This is a genomic window from Finegoldia sp. P1-F-LS (genome assembly GCF_052932205.1).
Genome location: NZ_JBRFJH010000007.1, coordinates 43031 through 68637 on the forward strand (window position 1 = coordinate 43031; position 25607 = coordinate 68637).

Here is a 25607-nt window from a genome sequence, read left to right on the forward strand (position 1 = left end):
AGGCAAATTCTTTATTTACTTACCTTAATTAAAGAGATGAGAGATAAAAACTGGCAGTCTATTGACTGTCTTTATTTTTTGCTTAGTTTAACGTAGTACATCACATAATTGAAAGGAATCAGCGTTATATGCTATAATTATACTGATAATAGATATCATCTAAATAAAAAGAGGTGTTTAGTTGTGACTTTATACATGAGTATAATAATTGGTCTTTTTGGTTCATTCCTGATGTTTTTAGGAGACATGACCCTATATTATGATCCAAATGATTACGATGGCAGGGATACTATAAATAATATTATTGGCATAATGAAAAGTGTCAACATAAAAAGATTATACATTGGTGGTCTTTTAGGGCCAATAGGTGCCTTTATATATTCCATTGGATTTTACCATATTGTTTTGGCAAGCCAAGAAAAATATTTAAATCTTGCTTGGTTTGTATTTTTAATGAATACGTTTGGCATCATACTTGGTGGAGCTTATCATATGCAGTGTGCCTACTTAGGTCTTTTATCAAGACACAAAAATAATGGAGCTTTCGATGAATTTTTAAAATTTTTAAAATTTCAAGCAAAAATAGTTTTTGGAATAATGGCTTTAGCAAATATAGCAACAGCATTGATAATTTTATTTGGATTCACAGTATTTCCAAGATGGCAGGCCGTATTTACACCCATATTTCTTATAATTTTGACTCCAATTGCCGAGAGATTGCCAAAAGGACTACATATGATTATTCGTGGAGGTTGGCTTAACATAATATTTTTTATTTACTACTTATCTTTACTTATTAACTTTAGTTAAAAATTCACAGGAGAAATGTTTATGGAACAATTAAATTTTATTGATAACAAGAAAACAAAACCTGATTATAGAAACTGGGTTCCTGAAAGCTTACTTAGAAATTTTATCGGAGCAACCGTAATTACTTTTATTCTCTTTATAATTTTCGCAGGGACAGACCTTGTTTTCAGTGGAACTCATAGGATTATCTGTGGAATTATTTTAGGAATTGGAGTCTTGATACTTCTATTTTCTTCAATTATGCTTTATGTTATGTATCGAACATTTGACTATAGGGGTAAGAGGAAACTCGCCAAAACTATCATAGAAGGTGTGGCTCAATATGTTGAGATACCAGATGGTGGAGTTGGACTTGATGTAGGATGTGGTAGCGGTGCACTTACCATAGCTTGTGCAAAAAGAAATCCAAAAGCGACCATGGTGGGCTGTGATATTTGGAGTGGCTCATATAAAACTGAATTTTCTAAGGAACTCTGTGAAAATAATGCAAAATTAGAGGGAATAGAAAATGTGAGATTTAAAGAAGGAAATGCAGTGAATCTTCCATTTGAAGATGAAAGCTTCGATGTGGTGACAAGCAACTACGTTTATCACAATATAATGGGACATAATAAGCAGAAACTACTATTGGAAACTTTGCGTGTTCTTAAAAAAGGTGGAGTTTTTGTCATACATGATTTGATTAAGAAATCAAATTACGGAGATATAGAAAAATTTATCGAAGAACTTAAAGAAGAAGGATACGAAGATATAAAACTAATAGACACGACCAATGGAATGTTTGTCGGGCATAGAGAAGCTAAGTTTTTGAGTCTTGCAGGTTCAATGTTGTTCATCGGTAGAAAACATAGATAGGGAATAAAAACTTATTCAGATAATGAGGAATTAAATGAACTTTATTACCTATGGAAATAGAAATAATAAGTCAATATTATTTATTCATGGGCTTGCCTCAACTGCAGACCTATGTTTCAACCCCCTTTTGCCTTATTTGCAAGATTATTTTGTAATTTTCTGTGAATTGGACGGACATTATGGAAGTAATCCAAAAGATTTAACTTCAATGGAAGAAATCATAGATTCAATAGAAAGCTACATATTAAATGAAATGGGCGGGACTGTCTATGGAATATGCGGCTTTTCTATGGGAGCAACCATCGCAGTTGAACTCATTGGAAGAGGAAATATTTCTGTTTCGAAAGTACTTTTAGATGCGGCGATTACTGCCGAGTTGGGCTTGATGGCAAAGCCTTTTACCTATGCTTTTGTCATTGGGACAAGTAGAATCAAAAACAAAAAACCAATACCTAAATTTTTATTAGATAAGATTATGGGCAAGGATAATCTAAGCGTAATAGAAATGGCCTATCCGCAAATTTCGAAAAATACTATTAAGAATGCCTGCAAGTTTATCTATCATTACAAAGTCCCAGAAAATTTAGCCAAGTTTTCAAATCCAGTAATGTTTTGGAGGGGGAGCGAAGAGCCAATCCCTGAAAAAAGTGAAAAGATATTAAGAGAGTATCTTCCACAAATGGAAACAGAAGTATTTGAAGGAATGGGCCACGGACAATTTCTCCACGAACATCCCAAAGAATATGCTGAGAAATTAAAGTTATTTTTGGAAAATAAATAAGGAGAATATTATGGATATAAGACGAGCAATATTAGATGGAATTGCAATGGCTGCTATCTTTAACGGTGCAGTGGCAGCTTTCGTACTGATTAACCCGAGATTTTTCTTCGATTCCTATCCAAAAGAAATACAAAATTCTGCTCCAGAGAAGATGACGAAAGAAGAAAAAAGAATAAATACAATACTTACTATTATAATTTCAGGAATCGTATTTATATATGGAGTGAGCTCTCTTTTACATACTGGAATAAGAGGGCTTAGAGATCTTTTTTTGGATGAGCTATATTCAGTGGATAATATTAAACTTGGGAGATTTCTTTTTATTGGATGTACTTTTATTCCAGGGCAAGTACAAGGATAGGATAGTCATACCGGGTACAGAAGGACATGAGGACTACGAGTTTGGAAATTGGATGAAACATTTGGCCATTAAGGAACATTTTATCTTGGTGCCATTTTTACTAATTCCAATCGTATCTATAGTAGAAGCGTGGATAGTGCTGCTACTTGGATTATAAAATAAAATTTGAAAGAAAGGAATACAAGAAGTCGCAATAGAAAAAGCTTTTGTTGAAAGCTATAGGCAATTATGTTATGCAGATTCAACAATAATAGATGACTTTTTAAAATTGTTGAAGAAGAAATTAATGATAACACTTTATTTAAATGATTAAACAATTCGTTCAGTAGCTGAAACTAAAAAAATATCTCATCCAGCTCTCATAAAGAGAAGAAATAAGATATTGGACAAGATGAGAGAATTGCTGAAAGACTTTAAATAGTGTTTAAAAGAAGCATGCAGAGTAAAATCTGCCTGCTTTTAAAATGGAAAATCATACCGAAAAATGATATAATTAATATATATTTTTTAGGGAGAAAATAAGATGAGCAGTGAGTTTCAATCTCCAATTACAATAAAAGATGCAATAGATAACATCCATACTAGACAATTTTTATTACCAGCAATTCAAAGAAAATTTACTTGGTCGAGTAATCAGATTGAGATGCTATTTGATAGTATTATGCAAGGGTATCCTATTAATTCTTTTATGTTTTGGAAGATAACAGATAGCAAAATAAAAAGAGGCTATAAATTCTATGAGTTTATAACTAGATACAGAGAATTCTTTTCGGAAAATAATAGAGATATTGATACAAGGGGAGTTCCTGATTTTGATGCAGTTATAGATGGACAACAAAGATTAACAAGCTTATACATTGGCTTAAGAGGTAGTTATGCATATAAAATGCCTAGAAAATGGTGGAAAGATACAGAAGAATGCATTCCTACTAGAGAATTATATTTAAATTTAATTGCACCTATAAATCAAGAATATGATAATCAAAAGGAATTTGATTTTAGATTTCTGTCAAAATTAGATTTAGAGAAATTTGATAAAGATCGAGATAAATATTTTTGGTTTAGAGTCGGTGAAGTGTTAGACCTAGATACTAAAGATAAAGTTGATAAGTATCTAGATGATAATAAACTAAATGAGAATAATTATGCTGACAAGACATTAAATCAATTATTTCAAGTTATTCATATAGACAAGTTAATAAATTATTATCTACAAGAAGAACAAGAACCTGATAAAGTGCTTGAAATTTTTATTAGGACTAATAGTGGAGGGACACAATTATCTTTTTCGGATTTACTTATGTCTATTGCGTCTGCTAATTGGAAAGAGATAGATGCTCGTAAGGAAATAGAAAAATTAGTAGAGGAAGTTTATATGATTGGGCGTCCTGGTTTCATTATTGATAAAGATTTTGTTTTAAAAACTTGTTTAGTACTATTTAATGAAGACATAAAGTTTAAATTAAAAAATTTCACATATGAAAATGTTAATAAATTTGAAAATAATTGGAGTAGAGTAAGAAAAAGCATAATTGCAGCATTTTCTTTATTCGAATCTTTAGGATTTAATGACAAAACTTTTAGAGCAAAAAATGCAGCAATTCCAATAATATATTATATCTACTATAACAATCTAGAAACAACTATTTCTAGTCCTATCTACAAGAATAAAGAAAATAAAGATAGAATAGCAAAATGGTTAATACTTACGTTTATTAAGTCGGTATTCGGTGGACAAACTGATTCCGTTCTAAAGAAAATGAAGTCTGTTTTGGAAGCGAATTCAGGAAAAGACTTTCCGGATAAAGAGCTAATGGATGCTTTTAAAAATGATCCGGCAAGAAATTATAGTTTTGATGACGAATTTATAGATGGTTTATTAGAAGCAGAGAAGGATTCTAATAATGCATACTACATATTGCATTTAATGTATTCAAATTTGGATTTTTCAAACCAAGATTTTCATCAAGATCATTTACATCCGTCAACCATTTTCACTGACGAGAAAAAATTTAATAATTTGATTCCATATGAAGTTCAAGATTTTGCCAAGAAAAGAGAAAACTGGAATGGAGTTGCTAATTTGCAATTATTAAACGGAAGGCAAAATGAATCTAAGAAGGATAAGTCTCTTAAAGAATGGGTTGATGCGGAAAACAAGACACATGATGATTTATTTTTATCTGATGAAATTAGTTTGGAAATAAAAGATTTTAAGGATTTTATTATTGATAGAAAAGCAAATATAAAAAAATATATTAAGAGTATTATTGGATAGTTAAATTAGCAGATCTTAATGGTCTGCTTTTTTTTTAAAAATTTCGTTACCAAAGATGGCAAATTTCACTTTATACAGTGAGGGATATTGACCTGCCCCAAAAGTTAGACCTAAAATCTAAAATAGAGCAAGACCTTCAAAAGAAAAAGTTTTCTAATAAATCAAAATAAGAAAACGTGGTATAATATAGATGAGAATAAGTATCAAGAGGAGGAGGAAATGTTTAAGCGTTTTTTTGAAAATTTTAGAAAACCGAAAGACAATTTTGGCGGTAGATTTATGTTAAAAAGCATGAATAGAGGACATGAAAAATTGGCAAGTTGGGGAAGGTCTTACATAAACATTGAAAACGATTATATTGTCCTAGATTTGGGCTGCGGCGGGGGTCGTAACATAGAATATTTTTTAACTAAAGCAAAAAAAGTTTACGGAATTGACCACTCAGAAACAAGTGTAAAGATGGCTAGTGAGATAAATAAAGAAGCGATTGAGTCTGGAAGATGCGAGATTTCATTGGGAGACGTAAAAAGCCTTCCTTTTGAAGATGAATCCATAGATATCGTCACAGCGTTTGAAACTATTTATTTTTGGAATGATATAGAAGAATGTTTCAAAGAAATTTATCGTGTGCTTAAAAAGGGCGGACAATTTTTAATATGCAATGAAGTATCATCTATGAAAAGAAGAGATGTAAAAAAATTAGCACATATGATAGAAATGGAAGTATACACACCCTACGACTTAACAAGAATGCTTGGAAAATTGGGATTTAATTTTGAATATCATTTAGATAGAAAACAACAACTCGTATTTATCGCAAGAAAATAGGAAAGACAAAGAAAGGCAAGGATAAAAATGAAATATCACAGTTTTTATTTCTATCAGTTTCGACATCCTATGAAAAAAGTTTTGGTGGAAAGATATGGAAAAGAGTATGCCAGGGATATCCTCAAAAAAAGCAAAATAATTTATCGAAAACTAGTAGAAGAAGCAGATGATATCGGAGATGATAATCCAATGGCATACAATGAGATGTTCGCTCTTGTATTTGTTGCGCCATATTTAGCAAGTGAAAAAGAAATTCCTCCAGAGACCATCCAGGAAATGATGCGTCGCTCTCTGTATTTTGTCAAATGATTTTTTTCATTAATTAATCTAAATACTAAGAGAGGAAAAAAGGCCAATAAGAAAAATATAGTTAAGTATTATAAATGGTATACCGAGGAAAAAGAAAAACTCTATCCCACATCATTTAAGGTCGATTTTGAGGGAGAACCATATGAGGGCGCCTGTTATTACAGAATTACTCGTTGTCCTATTTGTACATATACTAAAAAGCTTGGGGTACATGAATTAATGCCGCTATTCTGTGAATTGGATGAGGTTATGATAAGTCTTCAACATGGAGTTTTACATAGAAAAGGCACGATAGCAAATGGAGCAGATTGTTGTGATTATTTTATCACAGGAGATAGAGAATGAACCAATGTTATATGAATAAGAAATTGGTAAAGTTTGTGATTAATTTATTATTATTGGAGTAGAATAAAATGAGCTTAACTTATAAAATTGCATCGACAATAGTAAGACTTATCGGAGTCAAAAAAATGTTTTTAAAGAACAAAGAAGAGATGCTTGAGTATGCAAAAGGTGAAAATGCAAAAATAGTATTTGATTTAGAAAAGGCAAAGGCAAGGGCTACGAGAAAAAATTACTATCTTTTTGATAGGGATGTTATGGGATACAGACTGATTTCATATCAAAAAAATCAAACGCCCGCCGACGGTGCAGTTCTTTATCTATTTGGCGGAGGAATGATTACACAACCGAATAAACTGGATTTTAAATTATCGGAAAGAATAATGGAACAAACCGGAAAAGATGTTTGGTTTTTATTTTATCCACTATGTTCAGAAAATGTAAAGATAGATAAGACATATGAAGTATCATTTGAAGCCTATAGGATGATGACCGAAAGTTACAAGGCAGAAAATATCAGCGTCCTTGGATTTTCATCAGGAGCTTGTCTATCACTAGGGATTTTTTTGCACAACAACGCCACAGGAAGACCACTTCCAATGCCAGGCAAGATTATTTCGGTATCTCCAGGAGGAATTCCAGATGTAACTGTCGATGAAAACAAAGAAATTTGGGAAAGAGTAAATGCACTTAACTACAAGGATGTAATGATTGATCCGACGTATATTAAAACTGCAAGAGAAATCGCAAAAGGCGATGAAGACATACCTGAGTATATGCTAGATGGAACTGTAGGAGATTTTACCGGTTTTCCGAAAACATATTTTTATTTTGGAGAAAATGAATGCCTCTACGCCTTTGCGCAAACCTTTAAAAAAGCAATGGAAAAATACCACGTCCCATACGAAATTATTGTTGGGAAAGGAATGTGCCACTGCTATCCATTGGTGAGATTTTTTAGAGAGGGAAGAGAAGCACAGGATGAAATTATTGAATTGTTAGGACAATAATTGAGGACAGACAATGAAATCACAAAAATTTAAAATGCCGATATTCGGTGTCGGGCCAATATATGTAATTACTTGTCTAATACTTACAATCGCTGGGATATGGCTTCATCTCAATGGATACATTTATCAAGGGAAAATGATTAAAGGCAAAATATTTTTTATCATAGTTGGGATATTCATGATCCTTTTAGGAATATATTTATGGATACAAGCAGTAATAGTTCAGAAAATAAATAAAAAAGTTACAGAAAAAAAGTTGATAACAACAGAAGTATACAGCATAGTAAGAAATCCTGTTTATTCAGCATTTATATTTATATTCACAGGTATACTTTTATTTACAGCAAACTATATTTTATTAATACTTCCATTTGTATTTTGGGCTTTTTTAACAATATTAATGAAAAATACAGAAGAAAAATGGTTAAAAAATGAATTTGGAAAAGAATATGAAATATATTTAAAACAAGTAAATCGAGTAATACCACGGATCAGAAGAAAATAAAATTAATTCTATACGAGCATCTACAGTTGTAGGTGCTTTTTTATGGATAATTTTAGGAAGAGATAGTAAATACAGAAAAATATAAAGCTGAACCGCCAAATACTTGAATGAAAAAGCGTCAAATACTTGAATGAAAATACGCCAAATACTTGAATGAAAACACGCCAAATACTTGAATGAAAATCTACTAAAGTAACTTGCATGGGAATAAATTATTCAAAAGTATTCAATATTAGATAAAGATAATAAATAATAGGTAAAAATATTACACATAAATGCTGCCTTAAATTAACATAAATTGCTATTTATGGAGAAATACAAATTACCTTTAAGAAAATAAGTTAATGCATCAATAAAAAATGAATAGAATCATTGTTGAATTTAAAGGTAAGGATATAAATAGAAGATAGATCCGATGAATTATATCGTAAATAAAACAAGAATATATGTGATATTGAAAATTTAGAAGAAAACTTAAAATTTATTAATATTCTGGATTAATTTTTTTGCTATTACAGATTAATCTATAAAATTTTTGAATTCTTTCAACAGGACTATCTTATTCAAGAAGGTATGCTATATAATATAGGTATACATCGAAAATAAACTGCATAAATTTAAGAATTACGGGTGGTCGTGAAATGAGTAAAATATTAAATAAAAAACAAATGACCGAAGAAGATATTAAACTTCATTATATTACACCGTCTATTATCTCTAAATGGGATAAAAACAAGATTACTATGGAAACTAAAATTACAGACGGAAAGATTAATATTCGTGGGAATCTAATATTTAGAGAAAGACCAAAGAGAGCTGACTATATACTATACTTAAATAACAACAATCCGATCGCTGTTGTAGAGGCAAAAGATAATCGAAAGAGTGTTTCTCATGGTTTACAACAAGCAATTGAATATGCAAAGATGCTTGATTTGCCATTTGCTTATAGTTCTAATGGTGATGGTTTCATGGAGCATGATTTTTTGACAGGAAAAGAGCGAGAGCTTTCTATGTCTGAATTCCCTACTGAGGAAGAATTGATTAGACGATTTAAAGACGAAAAAAATAATGGAATGGGAATTACAGAACAAGAAGAAAAAATTATTGAACAACCATACTATTCTAGTAAAAGCACCTATCCACCACGATATTATCAAAGAATTGCGATAAATAGAACTCTTGAAGAAATATCAAAAGGAAAAGATAGATTGCTTCTTGTTATGGCAACAGGAACAGGTAAAACATATACTGCTTTTCAAATAGTGTATCGTTTATTGCAAAGTGGTCAAAAGAAAAAAATATTATACTTAGCAGATAGAAATGTTTTAGTTGACCAAACAATTTCACAAGACTTTGCGCCATTAAAAAAAGTTGTACACAAGATTAATGTTGCAAAAGATGATTCTACAACAATTACATCTCATCAAGTTTATTTTTCTCTGTACCAGCAATTAGTCGGAGATGATGACAAGGAACATTTTTCTGAACTATTTAATCCAGATTTTTTTGACTTGATAATAGTTGACGAATGTCACAGGGGATCAGCAAAAGAAGATTCTAGGTGGAGACGTATATTGGAATATTTTAATTCTGCGACACAAATCGGTATGACGGCTACTCCTAAAGAAACAAAATACGTATCTAATACTCATTATTTTGGGGAGCCGATATATACTTATTCACTTCGTGAAGGCATTGAAGATGGATTTCTTGCTCCATTTAAAGTTATCAACATTACCACAGATATTGGAGAAGGATGGCGCCCATTAAAAAATCAACTAGATAAATATGGCAAAGAAATAGAAGACAGAATATACAATAATACTGACTATGACTATAATATTGTAATAGAAGACAGAACACAGCAAGTTGCAAAGGAAATAACGGCTTATTTAAAAGCTACAGATAGAATGGCGAAAACAATTGTATTTTGTCCTACAGAAGATGCGGCAGAAAGAATGAGAGTAGCGCTTGTCAATTTAAATTCTGACATAGTTAAATATCATCCAGACTATTGTGTTCGTATTACAGGTAGCGATGAAATTGGTAAAGGGAAATTAGATTACTTCATATCAGTATCTTCAAAATATCCTGTAATAGCAACTACATCTAAACTTTTATCTACTGGTGTAGATACGAAAATGGTGAAACTGATTGTATTAGACCAAATGCTAAACTCAATGACAGAATTCAAGCAAATTATTGGTAGAGGAACAAGAATTAGAGAAAACGAAGGAAAGACACATTTTGTAGTAATGGATTTTAGAAATGTAACTAGATTATTTGCAGATCCAGACTGGGATGGACCGATTATTGTTGATACAGGGTTTGATCCTAATAAACATCAATCAGATAGAGTACGTGAAAAAGATGAGCCATACGGATTCGATAAAGATAAACGAAGCGTACCTACTATAGATAAAAATGGACTGAAAGTTAAAATAATCAACAAGACAGTTTCTATTTATGATACAAACTCCAAACTACTGAAACGAGAAAGTATAATCGATTATACTAAAGGAAACATACGAGGAGAATATGCTGATTTAGATGATTTTATTCGCAGTTGGAGAAAAGATCCAAAAAAAGAGATTATAAGAAAAATGTTAGAAGAATCAGGAATAGATATAGATTTTTTGAAGCAAGAGAACAACATGGAAAATGTTGATGATTTTGATTTTATTTGTCACATTGCTTATGATAAAAAACCATTGACAAGAAAAGAAAGAGCAGATAATGTAAAGAAACACGATTTCTTTAGCAAATATAGTGGTGTAGCAAGAGAAGTTTTAGAAGCATTGTTAGATAAATATATGAATCAAGGAATACGAGAAATTACAAGCATTGATGTACTAAAATTAGATCCAATTATTAGACTTGGAAAACCATCAAAAATCATTAAAGAGTTTGGTGGCAGTGATTTATACAATAGTGCAATCATTGATTTACAGAATGCTATATATGAAAATGAGGTAGGTTAAAATGATAAATTTAAGTGGCTTTGTAAAAAAGCTTAGAGATATAATGCGTAACGATTCAGGTATAAATGGTGACGCACAACGTATTGAACAAATTGCCTGGATGTTATTCTTAAAAGTCTACGATAGTAAAGAAGATGATTGGGAGATAGACAATATAAATTACGAATCTATTATCCCAGATGAATATAGATGGGTTAATTGGGCACACGATGACAAAACAGGAAAAGCGTTGACAGGAGATGAATTATTAGATTTTGTAAATAATGGACTGTTTCCAACCTTGAAAAATCTCCAAGTAGATATGGACACACCGATCAACAAAGCTATTGTTAAAACTACTTTTGAAGATGCAAATAACTATATGAAAGATGGCGTACTTTTGCGCCAAGTAATAAATGTAATTGATGAGATAGATTTTTCGGACTACGAAGAAAGCCACGCTTTTGGTGACATATATGAATCTATTTTAAAAGAACTTCAAAGCGCTGGATCATCAGGAGAATTCTACACTCCACGTGCAGTTACAGATTTCATGGCTATGATGATTAGACCTGAAATTGGTGAAAAAATGGCGGATTTCGCATGTGGAACAGGGGGATTTTTGACTTCTTGGTTAAAAGAATTAAGAAAACAAGTAAAAACAGTTGCTGATGAAGAAGCTTATAGCAATTCGATTTACGGAATTGAAAAGAAACAATTTCCATATATGCTTTGTATCACGAATATGCTCATACATGACCTAGATGTACCAAATATTTACCATGATAATTCACTACTAAAAGATATATTAGATTATACAGAAGAAGATAAGTTTGATGTAATACTGATGAATCCACCATATGGTGGGTCAGAAAAAGAAGACGTAAAAAACCACTTTCCATCTGACTTAGCAAGTTCTGAAACAGCAGATTTATTTATGTCGGTAATAATGTACAGGTTAAAAGAAAATGGAAGAGCAGCAGTCATACTACCAGATGGATTTTTATTTGGATCAGATAACGCAAAAATAAATATCAAAAAAAATCTTATCAATAAGTTCAACCTGCACACAATTATAAGGATGCCTAACAGCGTATTCGCACCATATACATCAATAACAACGAATATACTTTTCTTCGACAATACAGGGAAAACTAAAGAAACTTGGTATTATAGAATGGACATGCCAGAAGGTTACAAGAATTTCTCCAAGACAAAACCAATGAAGTTAAAACATTTTGATAAAGTTGTTGATTGGTGGAATAATCGTGAAGAAATAGAAATAGATGGGTTCTACAAATCCAAGAAATTCACAGCCCAAGAAATAGTAGACCAAAACTACAACCTCGACCAATGCGGATACCCACACGAAGAAGAAATAATTCTAGACCCGATGGATTTGATCTATGAATATCAAGAACAAAGACAAACCCTCAATGCAAACATAGACACAATCCTAAATCAAATAACAAAACTACTTGGAGAGCAATAATGACACCGCAAGAATTAAAAAATTCTATATTACAAAGAGCTATAGAAGGTAAATTAGTAGACCAAAGACCTGAAGAAGGAACAGGAGCGGAACTCTTTGAAAAAATACAGAAAGAAAAAAAGAAACTTGTAGAAGAAGGAAAAATTAAAAAACAAAAATCACTAGAAGAAATAAAAGAAGACGAAATTCAATTTGATATTCCTGAAAATTGGAAATGGGTAAGATTAGGTGAAGTAGCCAACATAACAGCTGGCGGAACTCCTAGTCGTACAAATCCACAATATTGGGATGGAGATATTCCTTGGGTAAAAATTGCCGATATGAATAATAAGTATATTAGTAAAACAACTGAAAAAATATCAAAAAAAGGACTTGACAATTCATCTGCAAAAATTTTTTCAAAGGGCACCTTGTTATATTCAATATTTGCTTCAATAGGAACAGTAGGTATTTTAAAAATTGATGCTTCTACAAATCAAGCTATCACAGGAATTAATTTTTATGGATTAATAGACATAGATTACATGTATTATGTAATGCTAGGATTGAAATCTATTTTATTATCTAAAGCTAGAGGCATGGCTCAATTAAATATAAATCAAACTATACTGAAAAATACAATAATACCGATGCCACCACTTGCAGAACAAAAACGCATAGTAGATAAAATTGAAGAGCTTATGCCACTTGTAGATAAGTACGAAAAAAACTGGCAAAAGCTAGAAGAATTGAACAAAAAATTCCCTGAAGATATGAAAAAATCACTACTTCAAGAAGCAATAAAAGGGAAATTGGTAGAGCAAAGACCTGAAGAAAGTACAGGCGAAGAGCTTTATAAACAAATTCAAGAAGAAAAAAATAAACTTGTAGAAGAAAGAAAAATAAAAAAACAAAAACCACTAGAAGAAATAAAAGAAGATGAAATTCCATTCGATATACCTGAAAATTGGAAATGGGTAAGATTAGGTGATATAGTAGAGTTAAACCCTAGAAATCAGTTAAACGATGATTTAAAGGTTGGTTTTGTTCCTATGGCATTAGTTGAAGATGGCTATAAAAATAAGCACACATACGAAATAAAAAAATGGGGAGATATTAAAAAAGGATATACACATTTTGCTGATGGGGACATAGGAATAGCAAAAATAACACCATGTTTTCAAAATAGAAAATCTGTAATACTAAATAATTTACCTAATGGACATGGGGCTGGTACAACAGAACTAAGCATAATCAGAATATACTCAAACTATTTATATTCTAAATATATTTTTAATTTATTCAAATCACATTATTTTATTAATGGTGGTGTAAAAAGTTTTAGCGGTACAGCAGGACAACAAAGAATTGATAAAGATTATTTGAGGTTACTTTATATCCCTCTCCCACCACTTGCAGAACAAAAACGCATTGTAGAAAAACTTGATGAAATGCTACCATATTGTGATGAGCTTCTGAAAATAATTTAATCAATATTAAATTTTGGAGTAAAGAGTGAAATAATCAGAAAACAAATTAATCAGAACAGCTTTCTTGCTTTAATAACTCTTAACAAAATATTTTGTACAAAAAAACGGGTGACGCTTTTAAGCATCACCCGTAAATTTTTGGTTTCAGCTCGGTAATTAGTTCAAATATTTTTTGTGTAAATTCTTTTTATCCCTAGTTTCCATAAAAGACTTATCGGCAATACCTATTGGGTATAAATATACAAGGAGGAATTTATGGATGTTTTTTTGGTAGCAACTAGATTAATATTAGCAGCGATACTGGGAGCTGTAATTGGAATAGAGAGAGAAATCAAGAATAGGGCTGCGGGTTTTAGAACTCACATTATTGTTAGTGTTGGGGCGTGTTTGATTATGCTTATTGGAATTGACGGTATTGGTAAGTTTTCATCTGACACGTCGAGAGACACTGCGAGGATTGCGGGACAAGTTATAAGCGGTATTGGTTTTTTGGGTGCTGGTACTATTCTTCAAAAAAAGAATGCGGTAACAGGATTAACTACGGCTGCGACTTTGTGGCTATCTGCGGCGATTGGGCTTGCGGTAGGAATTGGATATTACGAAGGGGCAATCATTGCGACTGTGATTTGTCTTGTAACTTTGATTTCACTCAATAAAATCAGTGATTTGATCAACAAGAAAACTATAAAATCATATTCAATGATTTTCGATACTTATAATTTTAATCAAGATAGTTTTTATGAATTTACTTCAAAAGAAGGTGTTGAAATTAGAAAACTAGATATTATTGACGAGGAAATGGATGACAAATCTATGATTGAGGTGACTTTTTCTTTTAATAAAAATTATGATATTGACGGATTTTTCAAAAAATTAAAGTCAGAATATAATTTGCAATCTGTAAAATCGGTTGATGATGAGGGGTAGATTTATGAATAGAATTAAAAAACTTTTGCCATATTTAATGGTTAATATAATCTGTTTTTATTTGTTGACATTGCTTGTGAAAGATACGGGCAGTGGAATGTTTATTTTGTTATTTGCAATTCCTATTATAACTTTTGTGAATGCAATAATGTGTGGAAAGAAGAATTCTTTTGATATTCTGTATCCTCTTTTAGTTATGGTGATTTTCGTGCCTTACGTGATTATTTATATGAATGAAAGTGCCACGATTTATATATTTATTTACGGGGCGATTTCATTGATGGGATGTTTCGTAGGTAGCAGATTGAAATAATCCTCGGAGAAAATGATGAACTGGATTAATAGTTTCGAGCTTATATGCTATTTTATTGTATTTATCTTGGTTGTCGATATTTTGAAAAGCAAAAACTACAGGGAGCTTGGTCTTTTGATTTCGGGGGCATTAGCTGGGTTTTGCTTGGAACTTTTGGCAGTGAGATTTACAGATATTTATCATTATAGCAATGATTTTTTCATAAGTATTGGTTTTTATCCGTATCAGTTTCCTTTTTTCGGAGGTTTGATGTGGGGAGGAATCAGCGTGTGTGCGCTTAGAATCGCGAACAAGTTTTCAATCAGCAATGTAATGAAGGCTTTGTTGAGTGGTTGGTTGATTGTGAGCATGGATTTGCTTTTGGATGTAGTGGCCATAAGGTTAAACGGAGGCTTCTGGGTGTGGGATGGACGCCCAATCACTCTTGATATCAATCATCATATGTTCATGAGCGTAATTTGGGTTAATTTTTTGGGATATATGTTTGAAGTGCCAGCAATTATTTTTATGACTTTGAAACAATGGGACAAATCTTCTGACAAATCAGATTTTAATATCGGAAAATCATTGCTGATAGGAATTTGTGGAGTATTGTTCGTGGCGGTTGCAAGTGGAATTTCTCTCGTTTTAGATAAAATAACTGATGAATGGTTTTCGTGCATTGCATTTTTGTTGATTTGGATTTTTGTTTTTATAAAATTGATATCAATTTTAATTAGTCATCACAAATCAATTACGTTCAAAAACAAAAAGGATTGGTCACTATTTGTTTTCTGGTTTAGTATATATGTTTATTGTATTGCTGCGCTTTTTCATTTTAATATTATGAGTGCCAATTTTTTATACGCGTTTTTTACATTTTTCATTATGATAATGACGTTGGTTTTGAGTTTGATAGATATTGAAAATAATCATTAGGCATCTACTTAGTAGGTGCTTTTATTGTGCCCAAATTTACCATTTCAATCACAAATTGGGTATAAATAATACAACGAAAGTATACAGGAGTTTATTATGAGAAAATCTATAATATCTAGACCAATCAAGACTGCTTTGGCTTCACTTTTGGCGATAATTGTGTCGCAGGAACTTTCTCTTGAATTTGCAGCTGCGGCGGGAATTATTGCGATATTAAATGTGTTTGATACGAGAAAAGCTACGATAGAAGGTGGATTGAAGAGGACTTTGTCCGCAATAATTGCTCTATTAATTGGAGGTTTCTTATTTGAAAAAATAGGATACAAAACTTGGGTTTTCGGATTGTATTTGCTTTTATTTGTGCCTGTGTATTTTTTATTGAAGATAGAGCTGGGACTTGGTCCTTCAAGTGTAATTGTGACTCATTTATTAGCTTTCGGAAAAATTGATGTATCGATTATTTTGAATGAAATGGCTCTTGTGTTTATAGGAACGGGATTTGCGATGTTGACCAATTTCTACGCTCCTACTAGGCAAGACAAATTAAATAACTTGATTGAAAGCATCGATGACGATATGAAGTTTATATTGAATTTGTTCGGAGAATCTCTTGTTCAAAATTTGGATGTGAAGTTGTATGAGGACAAGATTTCAGAGCTTGAAGAAGACATCGACAAGGCTATTGATATTGCGATTATTGAGAATGACAATTTGATTGAAAACAGCAGGGATTTGCTTTTCGATTTGCGTTTGAGAGAAAGGGAGATGGATTTGTTGCAAGAAATGTATGATGATTTGAGGACGATTCCGCCGGAATACTCAGACGGCAAATATATTTCTGATATTTTAATTCAAGCATCCCAAAATTTAACTAAACGTGAGGATATGATTAAATTGAAAGATAGAATTGATTTTCTCAAAAATCATTACCATATGATGAAGCTTCCAGATACCCACGAGGAATTTGCAATTCGTTCGGCGATTTTCCAAGTGTTTCGAAGTCTGGATCAATTTATAGATATTAGCAATCAGATTACAAACAAACCGAATACTAAAATTATGATAAAAACAAGAGGGTGATTATATGTGTGAAGAAAAAAATGAAGAGCTGATTTTTAAAGAAAAACTCGACGAAACTGTGGAAAGTTTTGGCAAGGGGAGCCAAGAAGGAGCGAAGGTGTCTATTAGAAATTGCCAGGATTTTTTCGGCTGTGTGTCGATTAGTCACCAAAAACAAATCGCACAAGCTTTTGAAATTGACGAGAAATACATCAAGACGATTATAAAATTCATTCCATCTATCAAAGAATCCAAGGTTGAATACGAGATAGTGTGCTGTTCGGGACCGAGATGTGCGAAGAACGGCTCAATGGAAGTGTTGAAGACTGTGAAAAAAGAGCTTGGCATGGATTTTAACGAAACATCTGCTGATGGGAAAATCCGACTTAGAACGCAAAACTGTTTCAAAAAATGTAAAGATGGACCAAATATTATGATTAACGGCAAATTCTACCATCACATGGATGCTGAAAAAACAAAAGAAGTTCTTGAAAAAATAAAATAGCTATTCTATCTTCTTTTATTTATTAAAAGGGGTATAATCAATTTGGGTGATTTTATGAAAATTTTGAAGGTTTTGTCAATAATTATATTAGTTTTTATTGTTACATTTTCGATTAATAAATTCATGCTGTCAATAGAAAGAAACAAGATAGTTGGTTACGGAGAAAAAATCGAGATAAAAGGGAAAAATATTAATATTGTTGAGAAGGGATCGAAGAATAATCAGGTTGTCATCATAGATCCAGGTTATGGAACTACTGCGCCCGGACTTGATTTCAAGCCGCTTATGGATGAGCTTTCCCAAACTTACCATGTTATTGCGATTGAGCCTTTTGGATATGGCGATTCCGATACGATTGGAAGCCCAAGAACAGTAGAAAATATAACAGACGAGCTTCATCAAGTCATTCAAAAACTGGGATACACGAAATATATTTTGTGTTCGCATTCGATTTCTGGAGTTTATTCGTTATATTATTTGGACAAATACCAAGACGAGGTTACAGGATTTATTGGAATGGACACATCGGTTCCGAATCAATTGGAGTACACTGGCAATACTTTTCTTCCGATTTTGAGAAAATGGTCAAACAAGCTTGGCCTGATTAGAATTGCATCGAGAATCCATCCCGAATGGTTCATGGCGAATAATCAATACTATACAGATGAAACAAAATCACAAATCAGATACAGATTATATAGGGATTTTGCAAATGTTGATAATTTGGATGAAGGAAGACATTTCGCTGATAATTGGAACAAAATTAAAGATTTGCATTATCCAAGAGATATCAAAAAGATTTTCTTTCTAACGAAAAAAGAAGACAAGGACAAGGACTGGAGATACATCGAAACACAAAATGCTTTTGAAAAAAATAACGGTAAAATATATTTGATGGATGGAAGTCATTATATTTTCAGGGATAATTTCATGAAAATGTCACAAATTATAAGAGAAAGTTTCTAACAAAAGGGATTAAATATTATGATTAAATAGATTTATGTGTGTTTACATCACATAGGTCTATTTTTTAACAAAATATATTTGACAAGACATATTATCGAAATTATAATTAACGTATCAAATATTGATTATTCAACAAACGGAGGTAAAAATGAAATTATCAGATGAATTGAAATCAAAAAATATAAATTTTAAAAACAGAATTGTGATGCCACCAATGGCAACTGCAAAGGCTGATAAAAACGGACATGTTACAGAAGAAATTTTACATTATTACGAAGACAAGACGAAAAACAAATTATTTTCTACTGTAATTATCGAACATTGTTTTGTGGATGTTTTGGGAAAAGCCAGCAAAAACCAAACATCCATAGCAGATGATTCTACAATAGATGGGATGAAAAAACTTGCAAATCTTGTAAAATCTAATGATTCAAATGTAGTGTTGCAAATTTCTCACGCTGGTAGTTCTGCTAGTGAAGAAGTTATCGGACAACAACCTGTAGCACCATCAGCTATCAAAAATCCATCCAAATCTACAACAGAGATTCCGAGAGAACTTACTGTTGAAGAAATAGAACAAATTATTGAAAAATTTGTCGATGCAGCAGTTAGAGCAAAAAAAGCAGGATTTGATGGAGTGGAAATCCATTCTGCTCATGGATATTTGTTGAATCAATTTTTGTCACCAATTACCAATAAAAGAACTGACGAATACGGTGGAGATATCGATGGAAGAATCAAAATCCATTTGGAAATTATTAGAAAAATCAGGGAAAAAGTAGGAGAAAATTATCCAATTTTCATAAGAATGGGAGCTGGAGATTACCTCGAAGGTGGATTATCAACAGAAGACAGCATACACGCAGCCCAAGAATTCGTAAAAGCTGGTGTAGATGTGCTGGATATTTCTGGTGGAATGTGCATGTTCTCAATTGATGATCAAAGAGCGGGCTTCTTCGATTTTCTATCCAAACCAATTTATGAAAACGTAGATGTTCCCGTGATTTTGACTGGTGGAGTGAAGACAGGGAAAGATGTAGAAGATATATTGAATCGCGGAGTGTGTGATTTGGTTGGAATTGGAAGATCTGTATTCAAAGATTCTAACTGGATTGAAAATGAAATCAAACCTCTTATATAAGCAAATATGGAATTACACAATTTAGAATCTATTGAAAAAAGTTGCAGTAAATATCGAGCTGGTTTTGATTTATAAATTAAAAAATTCTATAAAAAATAGAAAAATTATTGACACTAAAAATAAAAATTAAGCGGAATGTAAAGCTCACATTCCGCTTAAAAATTTTTTAAATTATTAAGTGCTATTATTATGTCACAAGCACAAATTATTTTGTTTCATCACCCAAATGTTTTAATTTGTCCACTTGATCTTCTCTACCAAGGACAATCAACACATCTCCAATTTGGAAAGTGTAGTTTACTGGTGGGTTGAAAATCATTTTATTATCTTCAATTGTTTTAATTGCAAGTACAATCAGACCTGTTTTATTTGGAATTTGAGCTTCAATTAAATTTTTGTTTTCAAGATATGATCCGCTTTTAACAACAACCTCTTCCAAATCAAGCTCCACATCGCCAATTCTTGTAACCACATCTAAAAACGAAATAATATTTGGTTTGGTCATCGAATAAGCCATTCTTTTGCCGCTGATTTCTACGGCAGACAAAGTTTTGTTGGCGCCTACTTTCATTAACTTTTCGCTTTCCGATTTAGTAATAGCATTGGCTATTATGTAGATGTTTTTGTTGAGATTTCTTGCAGTTAACACAGTAACGATATTGTCTACTTCGGAATCTAACGTCGATACAAGACCTTTTGCTCTGTCTATTCCTGCATGTTCCAAAACTTCTTCTTCAGTTGACATGCCTTCCACAACTAAAATATCGTGATGACTGTAATCATCAAGGTCTTCACGTTTGTCCGTAATAACAACAAAATTCAAATTTTGATCGATAAATTTATTTATAATTACTTCTGCCAATTCACCAGAACCGCAAATAATGTAGTGATCGTTGAGTGAGGCTATTTTCTTTTCCATTTTACTTCCCTTCCAAAAATCTTTAACTTTTACTTCTACAAACATAGCTACAACCGTAGTAAATGCGTATCCGGCGATGCCAACACCTAAAAATATCATAATTATCGAGAAAAGCTCGGACCAACTACTTGTCGTGCCAATCTCTCCGAAACCAACAGTTGAGATGGTTATAACCGTCATGTATAATGCATCTATAAAATCGACTTTTAACAAAAACATGTAGCCAACAACACCTACGATTAATAAAAGTGCAAATGCATATAAAATAAATTTAAGCTTCCTTTTTTCTTCCATAAGTCACACCTCGTTTCTTCAATTATAATATAATTCACAACAAAAAACTATTAATTTTAGATTAATTGAAACAACCTAAAAATCCTAGAATTTAAAAAAAGTGTTGTGAAAACAAAATAAATTTTCTGGTATTTCGGATAGACAATGATATAGCAATGTAGAGTATGAAATTGTTTGTTATTTTTTTATATTTTGATGGTGCAAATTATGGGCAGCTGTGATATAATATATTGTAAATTATTTTAGTGGGGGCAAAATAATGAGCGTTATTGATATTTCAATAAATTTCATAAAAAAGCTTTTTGATTTGAGATTTACAAATCACGATCTAAGCCTTATCAATAAATTGAGAGGCAAATTGAGAGCTATTTTTGCGTCCAATAAAAAAGTGTATATTTGTCAAAAAATTTAGGAGAATTCTATCTAGAATTCTCTATTTTTTTATTTTAGGAGGCTATTATGGAAAAATTGTACGAAGGTAAAGCAAAAGAAGTTTATTCAACAGAAAAGGCTGATGAATATATCATCAGATACAAAGATGATGCAACAGCTGGTAATGGTGAAAAGAAAGCTACAATTGCAGGTAAAGGTGAACTTAATTTGGCAATCACTACAATGATTTTTGAAATGCTTGAAAAAAACGGCATCAAAACTCACTACATCGAAACAATCAACAACACTGATATGAGAGTTAAAAAAGTTACTATTATGCCACTTGAAGTTATCGTTAGAAACATCACTGCAGGTTCTTTTGCAAAAAGATACGGAGTTGAAGAAGGAAGAGTTTTGAATCAACCAACTTTCGAATTATCTTACAAAGATGATGATTTGGGAGATCCATTGATGTGTGAAGATCACGCAATTGCTCTTGGTGTTATCACAAAGGAAGAATACGACTATTTGAGAAAAGAAACTTTGAAAATAAACGAATTATTAAAAGAATTTTTCTTAAAAATCAACTTAAAATTAGTTGACTTCAAAATCGAATTTGGTAAGACTGACGACGGACAAATTTTATTAGCTGACGAAATCAGCCCTGATACTTGCAGATTGTGGGACAAAGATACTAACAAAAAATTAGACAAAGATATTTTCAGAAGAGATTTGGGAGATTTGACAGAAGGCTACAAAGAAGTTCTAAACAGAATGAGAGGCTAGGATGTGTGGAGTTATAGGGATATATTCTAAGTCCGAAGTTAATAAGAAATTATTTTTCGGACTTAACTCCTTACAACACAGAGGACAAGAATCCTGTGGTATCACCGTTAGTAACGGTGAAAACCTACATAGAGAAAAAGGCATGGGACTTGTTATCGATGTGTTTAAGGAAGAAAATTTGAATAATTTAGTTGGTAATATTGGGATAGGACATGTGAGATATTCGACAGCTGGTGGTTCTCACGATTACAACACTCAACCATTGATGGCTTTTGCCAAGGGAATCGAAATGAGTTTGGCTCACAATGGAAATCTTATCAACCATCAAATTTTAAGAACTAGACTTGAAGAAGATGGTGTGATGTTCCAAACAGCGATTGACAGTGAAGTTATTTTGTTTTTGATTGCTAGATATTACAAAGGGGATATCGTCGAAGCTATCAAAAAAACAATGAAACTTATTAAAGGAGCTTACGCAATTGTGTTGTGCTTGAAGGATAAACTTGTAGCATTTCGTGATCCTTTGGGAATTAGACCTCTTGTTATGGGAAAAAATGAAGAGGATGTTGTGTTTGCATCAGAAAATGCAGCAGTAGAAATCGTCGGAGCAACTGAAATCAGAGATGTAAAACCAGGAGAAATAATTGTCGTAGACAAGGAAGGAATAAATTCTTCGATGTATACAACAGAAGGATCTCCACGTCATTGTTTCTTCGAATATGTGTATTTTGCAAGAGAAGACGCTACGTTGGATGGAACAAATGCATACAATTTTAGAAGAAGATGCGGAGAATATTTGTCACAAGAATCTCCATGTGATGTTGATTTGGTAGTTCCAGTTCCAGATTCAGGTATTCCATCAGCGATTGGCTACGCGCAAAAAGCGGGCATTCCTTACGCACAAGGTTTGGTAAAAAACAGATATATGGGAAGAACTTTCATTAAACCAACTCAAGCTGAAAGAGAAATGGCAGTTAAATTGAAATTAAATCCTTTGAGACATGTATTAAAAGGAAAGAGAATTGTACTTATAGATGATTCCATTGTAAGAGGAACTACAAGCGCTAATTTGATTCAACGAATTAGAGAAGCTGGTGCGACAGAAGTTCACATGAGAATTACATCGCCACCTGTCAAATTCCCTTGCTATTACGGAATTGACACTCCTTCAAGAAAGCATTTGATTGCAGCGAACATGGATATCGAAGCCATAAGAGAAAAAATCGGTGCAGATAGCTTGGCGTTTATTTCGATGGAAGGAATGATAAAATCGAGCAGCGATAAAATCGACAAATTCTGCAAGGCTTGTTTCGATGGCGATTATCCTGTGGATCCAATAGTTATATAGGTGATTAAATGAATATTGCAGTTTTTATTTCAGGTACTGGTACCAATTTGAAAGCTCTGTTAGATGCGAAAAAAGAAAATTATTTTAAAAGCGACATTGTCGTTGTGGTTAGTAACAAAAATGCAGCTGGTCTTGATTTTGCGAGAGAGTTCAACGTGGATACTTTAGTTTCAAAAGATGATGAAGAAATCATCAAATGTTTAAAATCAAAAAACGTAGATTTAATTGTGTTGGCAGGTTTCTTGCCTAAAATTTCAAAGAGAATTATAAATGAGTTTACAATTGTAAATATCCATCCATCATTGCTTCCAAAATACGGTGGCAAGGGATGTTATGGAATTCACGTTCACGAAAAAGTTTTTGCTAATAAGGAAAAAATAAGTGGTGCGACTGTGCATTTCGTGAATGAAAAATTAGATGATGGAGATATTTTGCTCCAAAGATCTGTGGATATTTCTGATTGTAAATCGGAAGAAGAGATAGCAAAGAAAGTTTTGAAAATAGAGCATGGCATTTTGAAAGATGCTATTAAAAAATTGGAGGAGAGTTCATGCGCGCGTTAATTTCACTTACGGATAAGACAAATGTTGGAAAATTAGCAAAAAGTTTACAAGAATTGGGATATGAAATCATATCTACAGGAGGTACTTACAAGGAAATCGAAAAATCTGGAGTAAATGTAATAGACATTTCCAAGGTTACAAATTTCCCTGAAATTTTGCAAGGCAGAGTGAAGACTTTGTCCCCATACGTTCACGGTGGAATTTTGTACAAGAGAGATAACGAAGAACACAAGAAAACTGTAGAAGAATTGAACATTCAACCAATCGATATTGTTGTTGTTAATTTGTACGATTTTCAAAACGCATTGAAAACTGGTGACCACGACAACATCGTTGAAAACATCGATATCGGTGGACCAACTTTGATTAGAAGTGCTGCGAAAAATTACAAGGATGTTTTGGTTGTAACTGATCCTTCTGATTACGACGAACTTATCGACAGATTGAAAAACGACAACGTGGACATCACTTACAGAGAAAAATTAGCGATGAAAGCTTTTAGCTTGACAGCTTACTACGATTCTGTTATTTCAAGATATTTCCAAGAACAAGTTGGAGAACGCAGCAAATACAGAACTTTTGGTTTCAAAAAAGAAGACGAACTTAGATACGGAGAAAACTCACATCAAAGTGCAAATCTTTACATAGATCCATTTGTAAATGGCAAATTGACTGATTGCGAAGTCATTCACGGGAAAGCAATGAGCTTCAACAATTACAACGATTTGAATGTAGCAGTGGAATTGGCAGACGAATTGGGAGCAAATTCTTGTGTTGCATTGAAGCACCAATCTCCATGTGGAGTTGCCATTGCAGACAGCGTTTCTGAAGCGTACCACAAGGCATACTTGGCAGATTCAACTTCGATTTTCGGTGGAATCATCGCCATCAATGGAGTTGTGGATGAAAAATGTGCTGAAGAAATGAGCCAAATTTTCTTGGAAATTATCGCTGCGAAAGATTTCGACGAAAAAGCGCTTGAAATTTTGACTAAAAAGAAAAACATCAGACTTGTTAAGATAAAATTTGACAACGATTCAGTAAAAGAAGACATTAAGTATTTGAACGGAAAAGTTTTAATCCAAGACAAGGACTTCGGTGTTGACGAATACAACGTAGTTACTAATGAAAAACCAAGCGATGAAGACAAGAAGGATTTGGAATTTGCCATGAAAGTGGTTAAATTCACAAAATCAAATGCAATTGTACTTGCAAAAGATTCTCACACTTTGGGAATTGGTGGAGGACAAACATCTAGAATTTGGGCGTTGGAAAACATCGCTAATAACCATCCAGACGTTGATTTTACTGGATGCGTATTGGCATCAGATGCATTCTTCCCATTTTCTGACTGCGTAGAATTTGCACACAAATTGGGAGTAAAAGCTATTATTCAACCAGGTGGAAGCATCAAAGACCAAGACTCCATCGACAAATGCAATGAATACGGAATTAGCATGGTGTTCACAAAAAATAGACATTTCAAACATTAA

At 32.5% G+C, this 25607-nt stretch carries 22 protein-coding genes and 2 pseudogenes; 23 read left to right on the forward strand and 1 reads right to left on the reverse strand.

Annotation, left to right across the window (positions count from 1 at the left end):
* Positions 1-183 precede the first annotated feature (183 nt).
* The 19 genes and pseudogenes from ACU68Y_RS06765 to ACU68Y_RS06855 all read left to right on the forward strand — a co-directional run bounded on the left by ACU68Y_RS06765 (position 184) and on the right by ACU68Y_RS06855 (position 19832).
* Positions 184-810: a DUF6796 family protein gene (locus ACU68Y_RS06765; RefSeq protein ID WP_446755653.1), complete on the forward strand. Its 627-nt coding sequence runs from the start codon at positions 184-186 to the stop codon at positions 808-810.
* Positions 811-831: 21 nt separating this feature from the next.
* Positions 832-1665 (forward strand): class I SAM-dependent methyltransferase, encoded by an 834-nt coding sequence (locus ACU68Y_RS06770; RefSeq protein ID WP_002836967.1) that lies wholly within the window; start codon positions 832-834, stop codon positions 1663-1665.
* Between the two features lie 34 nt (positions 1666-1699).
* On the forward strand, positions 1700-2446 hold the full coding sequence (locus ACU68Y_RS06775; protein ID WP_446755652.1) for an alpha/beta fold hydrolase: 747 nt from the start codon (positions 1700-1702) through the stop codon (positions 2444-2446).
* 10 nt (positions 2447-2456) lie between these two features.
* Positions 2457-2964, forward strand: a pseudogene (locus tag ACU68Y_RS06780) (hypothetical protein).
* Between the two features lie 366 nt (positions 2965-3330).
* Positions 3331-5085, forward strand: coding sequence for a DUF262 domain-containing protein (locus ACU68Y_RS06785; RefSeq protein ID WP_094225957.1), 1755 nt, complete (start codon positions 3331-3333; stop codon positions 5083-5085).
* A gap of 219 nt (positions 5086-5304) precedes the next feature.
* Positions 5305-5913, forward strand: a complete 609-nt coding sequence (locus ACU68Y_RS06790) for a class I SAM-dependent methyltransferase (protein ID WP_446755651.1) — start codon at positions 5305-5307, stop codon at positions 5911-5913.
* A gap of 27 nt (positions 5914-5940) precedes the next feature.
* A pseudogene (locus ACU68Y_RS06795) lies at positions 5941-6567 on the forward strand (L-2-amino-thiazoline-4-carboxylic acid hydrolase).
* A gap of 68 nt (positions 6568-6635) precedes the next feature.
* Positions 6636-7574 carry an alpha/beta hydrolase gene (locus ACU68Y_RS06800; protein ID WP_446755650.1) on the forward strand — a complete coding sequence of 313 codons (939 nt, stop codon included), beginning with the start codon at positions 6636-6638 and terminating at the stop codon, positions 7572-7574.
* A 13-nt stretch (positions 7575-7587) separates the two neighbouring features.
* Positions 7588-8079, forward strand: coding sequence for a methyltransferase family protein (locus tag ACU68Y_RS06805; RefSeq protein WP_446755649.1), 492 nt, complete (start codon positions 7588-7590; stop codon positions 8077-8079).
* Positions 8080-8720: 641 nt separating this feature from the next.
* The gene (gene hsdR, locus ACU68Y_RS06810; RefSeq protein ID WP_446755648.1) at positions 8721-11063 is read left to right on the forward strand and encodes an EcoAI/FtnUII family type I restriction enzme subunit R; all 2343 of its coding nucleotides are present in this window, start codon (positions 8721-8723) and stop codon (positions 11061-11063) included.
* Position 11064: 1 nt separating this feature from the next.
* Positions 11065-12534 carry an N-6 DNA methylase gene (locus ACU68Y_RS06815; protein ID WP_446755647.1) on the forward strand — a complete coding sequence of 490 codons (1470 nt, stop codon included), beginning with the start codon at positions 11065-11067 and terminating at the stop codon, positions 12532-12534.
* Entirely contained in the window at positions 12534-14003 is a 1470-nt protein-coding gene (locus ACU68Y_RS06820; protein WP_446755646.1) for a restriction endonuclease subunit S, read from the forward strand. Before ACU68Y_RS06815 ends, ACU68Y_RS06820 begins: the two co-directional genes overlap by 1 nt.
* 255 nt (positions 14004-14258) lie before the next feature.
* Positions 14259-14930 carry an MgtC/SapB family protein gene (locus tag ACU68Y_RS06825; RefSeq protein ID WP_446755645.1) on the forward strand — a complete coding sequence of 224 codons (672 nt, stop codon included), beginning with the start codon at positions 14259-14261 and terminating at the stop codon, positions 14928-14930.
* A 4-nt stretch (positions 14931-14934) separates the two neighbouring features.
* A complete protein-coding gene (locus ACU68Y_RS06830; protein WP_060790913.1) occupies positions 14935-15243 on the forward strand; it encodes a hypothetical protein in 309 nt (102 codons plus the stop codon).
* A 12-nt stretch (positions 15244-15255) separates the two neighbouring features.
* Positions 15256-16161: a carotenoid biosynthesis protein gene (locus ACU68Y_RS06835; protein WP_446755644.1), complete on the forward strand. Its 906-nt coding sequence runs from the start codon at positions 15256-15258 to the stop codon at positions 16159-16161.
* A 96-nt stretch (positions 16162-16257) separates the two neighbouring features.
* Positions 16258-17241 carry an aromatic acid exporter family protein gene (locus tag ACU68Y_RS06840; RefSeq protein ID WP_316517369.1) on the forward strand — a complete coding sequence of 328 codons (984 nt, stop codon included), beginning with the start codon at positions 16258-16260 and terminating at the stop codon, positions 17239-17241.
* Positions 17242-17245: 4 nt separating this feature from the next.
* Positions 17246-17725: an NADH-quinone oxidoreductase subunit NuoE family protein gene (locus tag ACU68Y_RS06845; protein ID WP_002840733.1), complete on the forward strand. Its 480-nt coding sequence runs from the start codon at positions 17246-17248 to the stop codon at positions 17723-17725.
* A 54-nt stretch (positions 17726-17779) separates the two neighbouring features.
* Positions 17780-18691, forward strand: coding sequence for an alpha/beta fold hydrolase (locus ACU68Y_RS06850; protein WP_094202946.1), 912 nt, complete (start codon positions 17780-17782; stop codon positions 18689-18691).
* Positions 18692-18839: 148 nt separating this feature from the next.
* The gene (locus ACU68Y_RS06855) at positions 18840-19832 is read left to right on the forward strand and encodes an NADH:flavin oxidoreductase (protein WP_094202925.1); all 993 of its coding nucleotides are present in this window, start codon (positions 18840-18842) and stop codon (positions 19830-19832) included.
* 205 nt (positions 19833-20037) lie between these two features.
* On the opposite strand, the gene ACU68Y_RS06860 is transcribed toward ACU68Y_RS06855, so the two are convergent.
* Positions 20038-21045 carry a potassium channel family protein gene (locus ACU68Y_RS06860; protein ID WP_094202924.1) on the reverse strand — a complete coding sequence of 336 codons (1008 nt, stop codon included), beginning with the start codon at positions 21043-21045 and terminating at the stop codon, positions 20038-20040.
* A 459-nt stretch (positions 21046-21504) separates the two neighbouring features.
* Here ACU68Y_RS06860 and purC point away from each other — a divergent pair, with 459 nt between their 5' ends.
* From purC to purH, 4 genes are read left to right on the forward strand one after another with little or no spacing between them, the layout of a single operon-like run.
* Positions 21505-22203, forward strand: a complete 699-nt coding sequence (gene purC / locus ACU68Y_RS06865; RefSeq protein WP_002836979.1) for a phosphoribosylaminoimidazolesuccinocarboxamide synthase — start codon at positions 21505-21507, stop codon at positions 22201-22203.
* A 1-nt stretch (position 22204) separates the two neighbouring features.
* The gene (purF, locus tag ACU68Y_RS06870; protein ID WP_002839642.1) at positions 22205-23551 is read left to right on the forward strand and encodes an amidophosphoribosyltransferase; all 1347 of its coding nucleotides are present in this window, start codon (positions 22205-22207) and stop codon (positions 23549-23551) included.
* 8 nt (positions 23552-23559) lie between these two features.
* The gene (gene purN / locus ACU68Y_RS06875) at positions 23560-24114 is read left to right on the forward strand and encodes a phosphoribosylglycinamide formyltransferase (protein ID WP_002837000.1); all 555 of its coding nucleotides are present in this window, start codon (positions 23560-23562) and stop codon (positions 24112-24114) included.
* Positions 24102-25607 (forward strand): bifunctional phosphoribosylaminoimidazolecarboxamide formyltransferase/IMP cyclohydrolase, encoded by a 1506-nt coding sequence (gene purH / locus ACU68Y_RS06880; RefSeq protein WP_060790910.1) that lies wholly within the window; start codon positions 24102-24104, stop codon positions 25605-25607. Before purN ends, purH begins: the two co-directional genes overlap by 13 nt.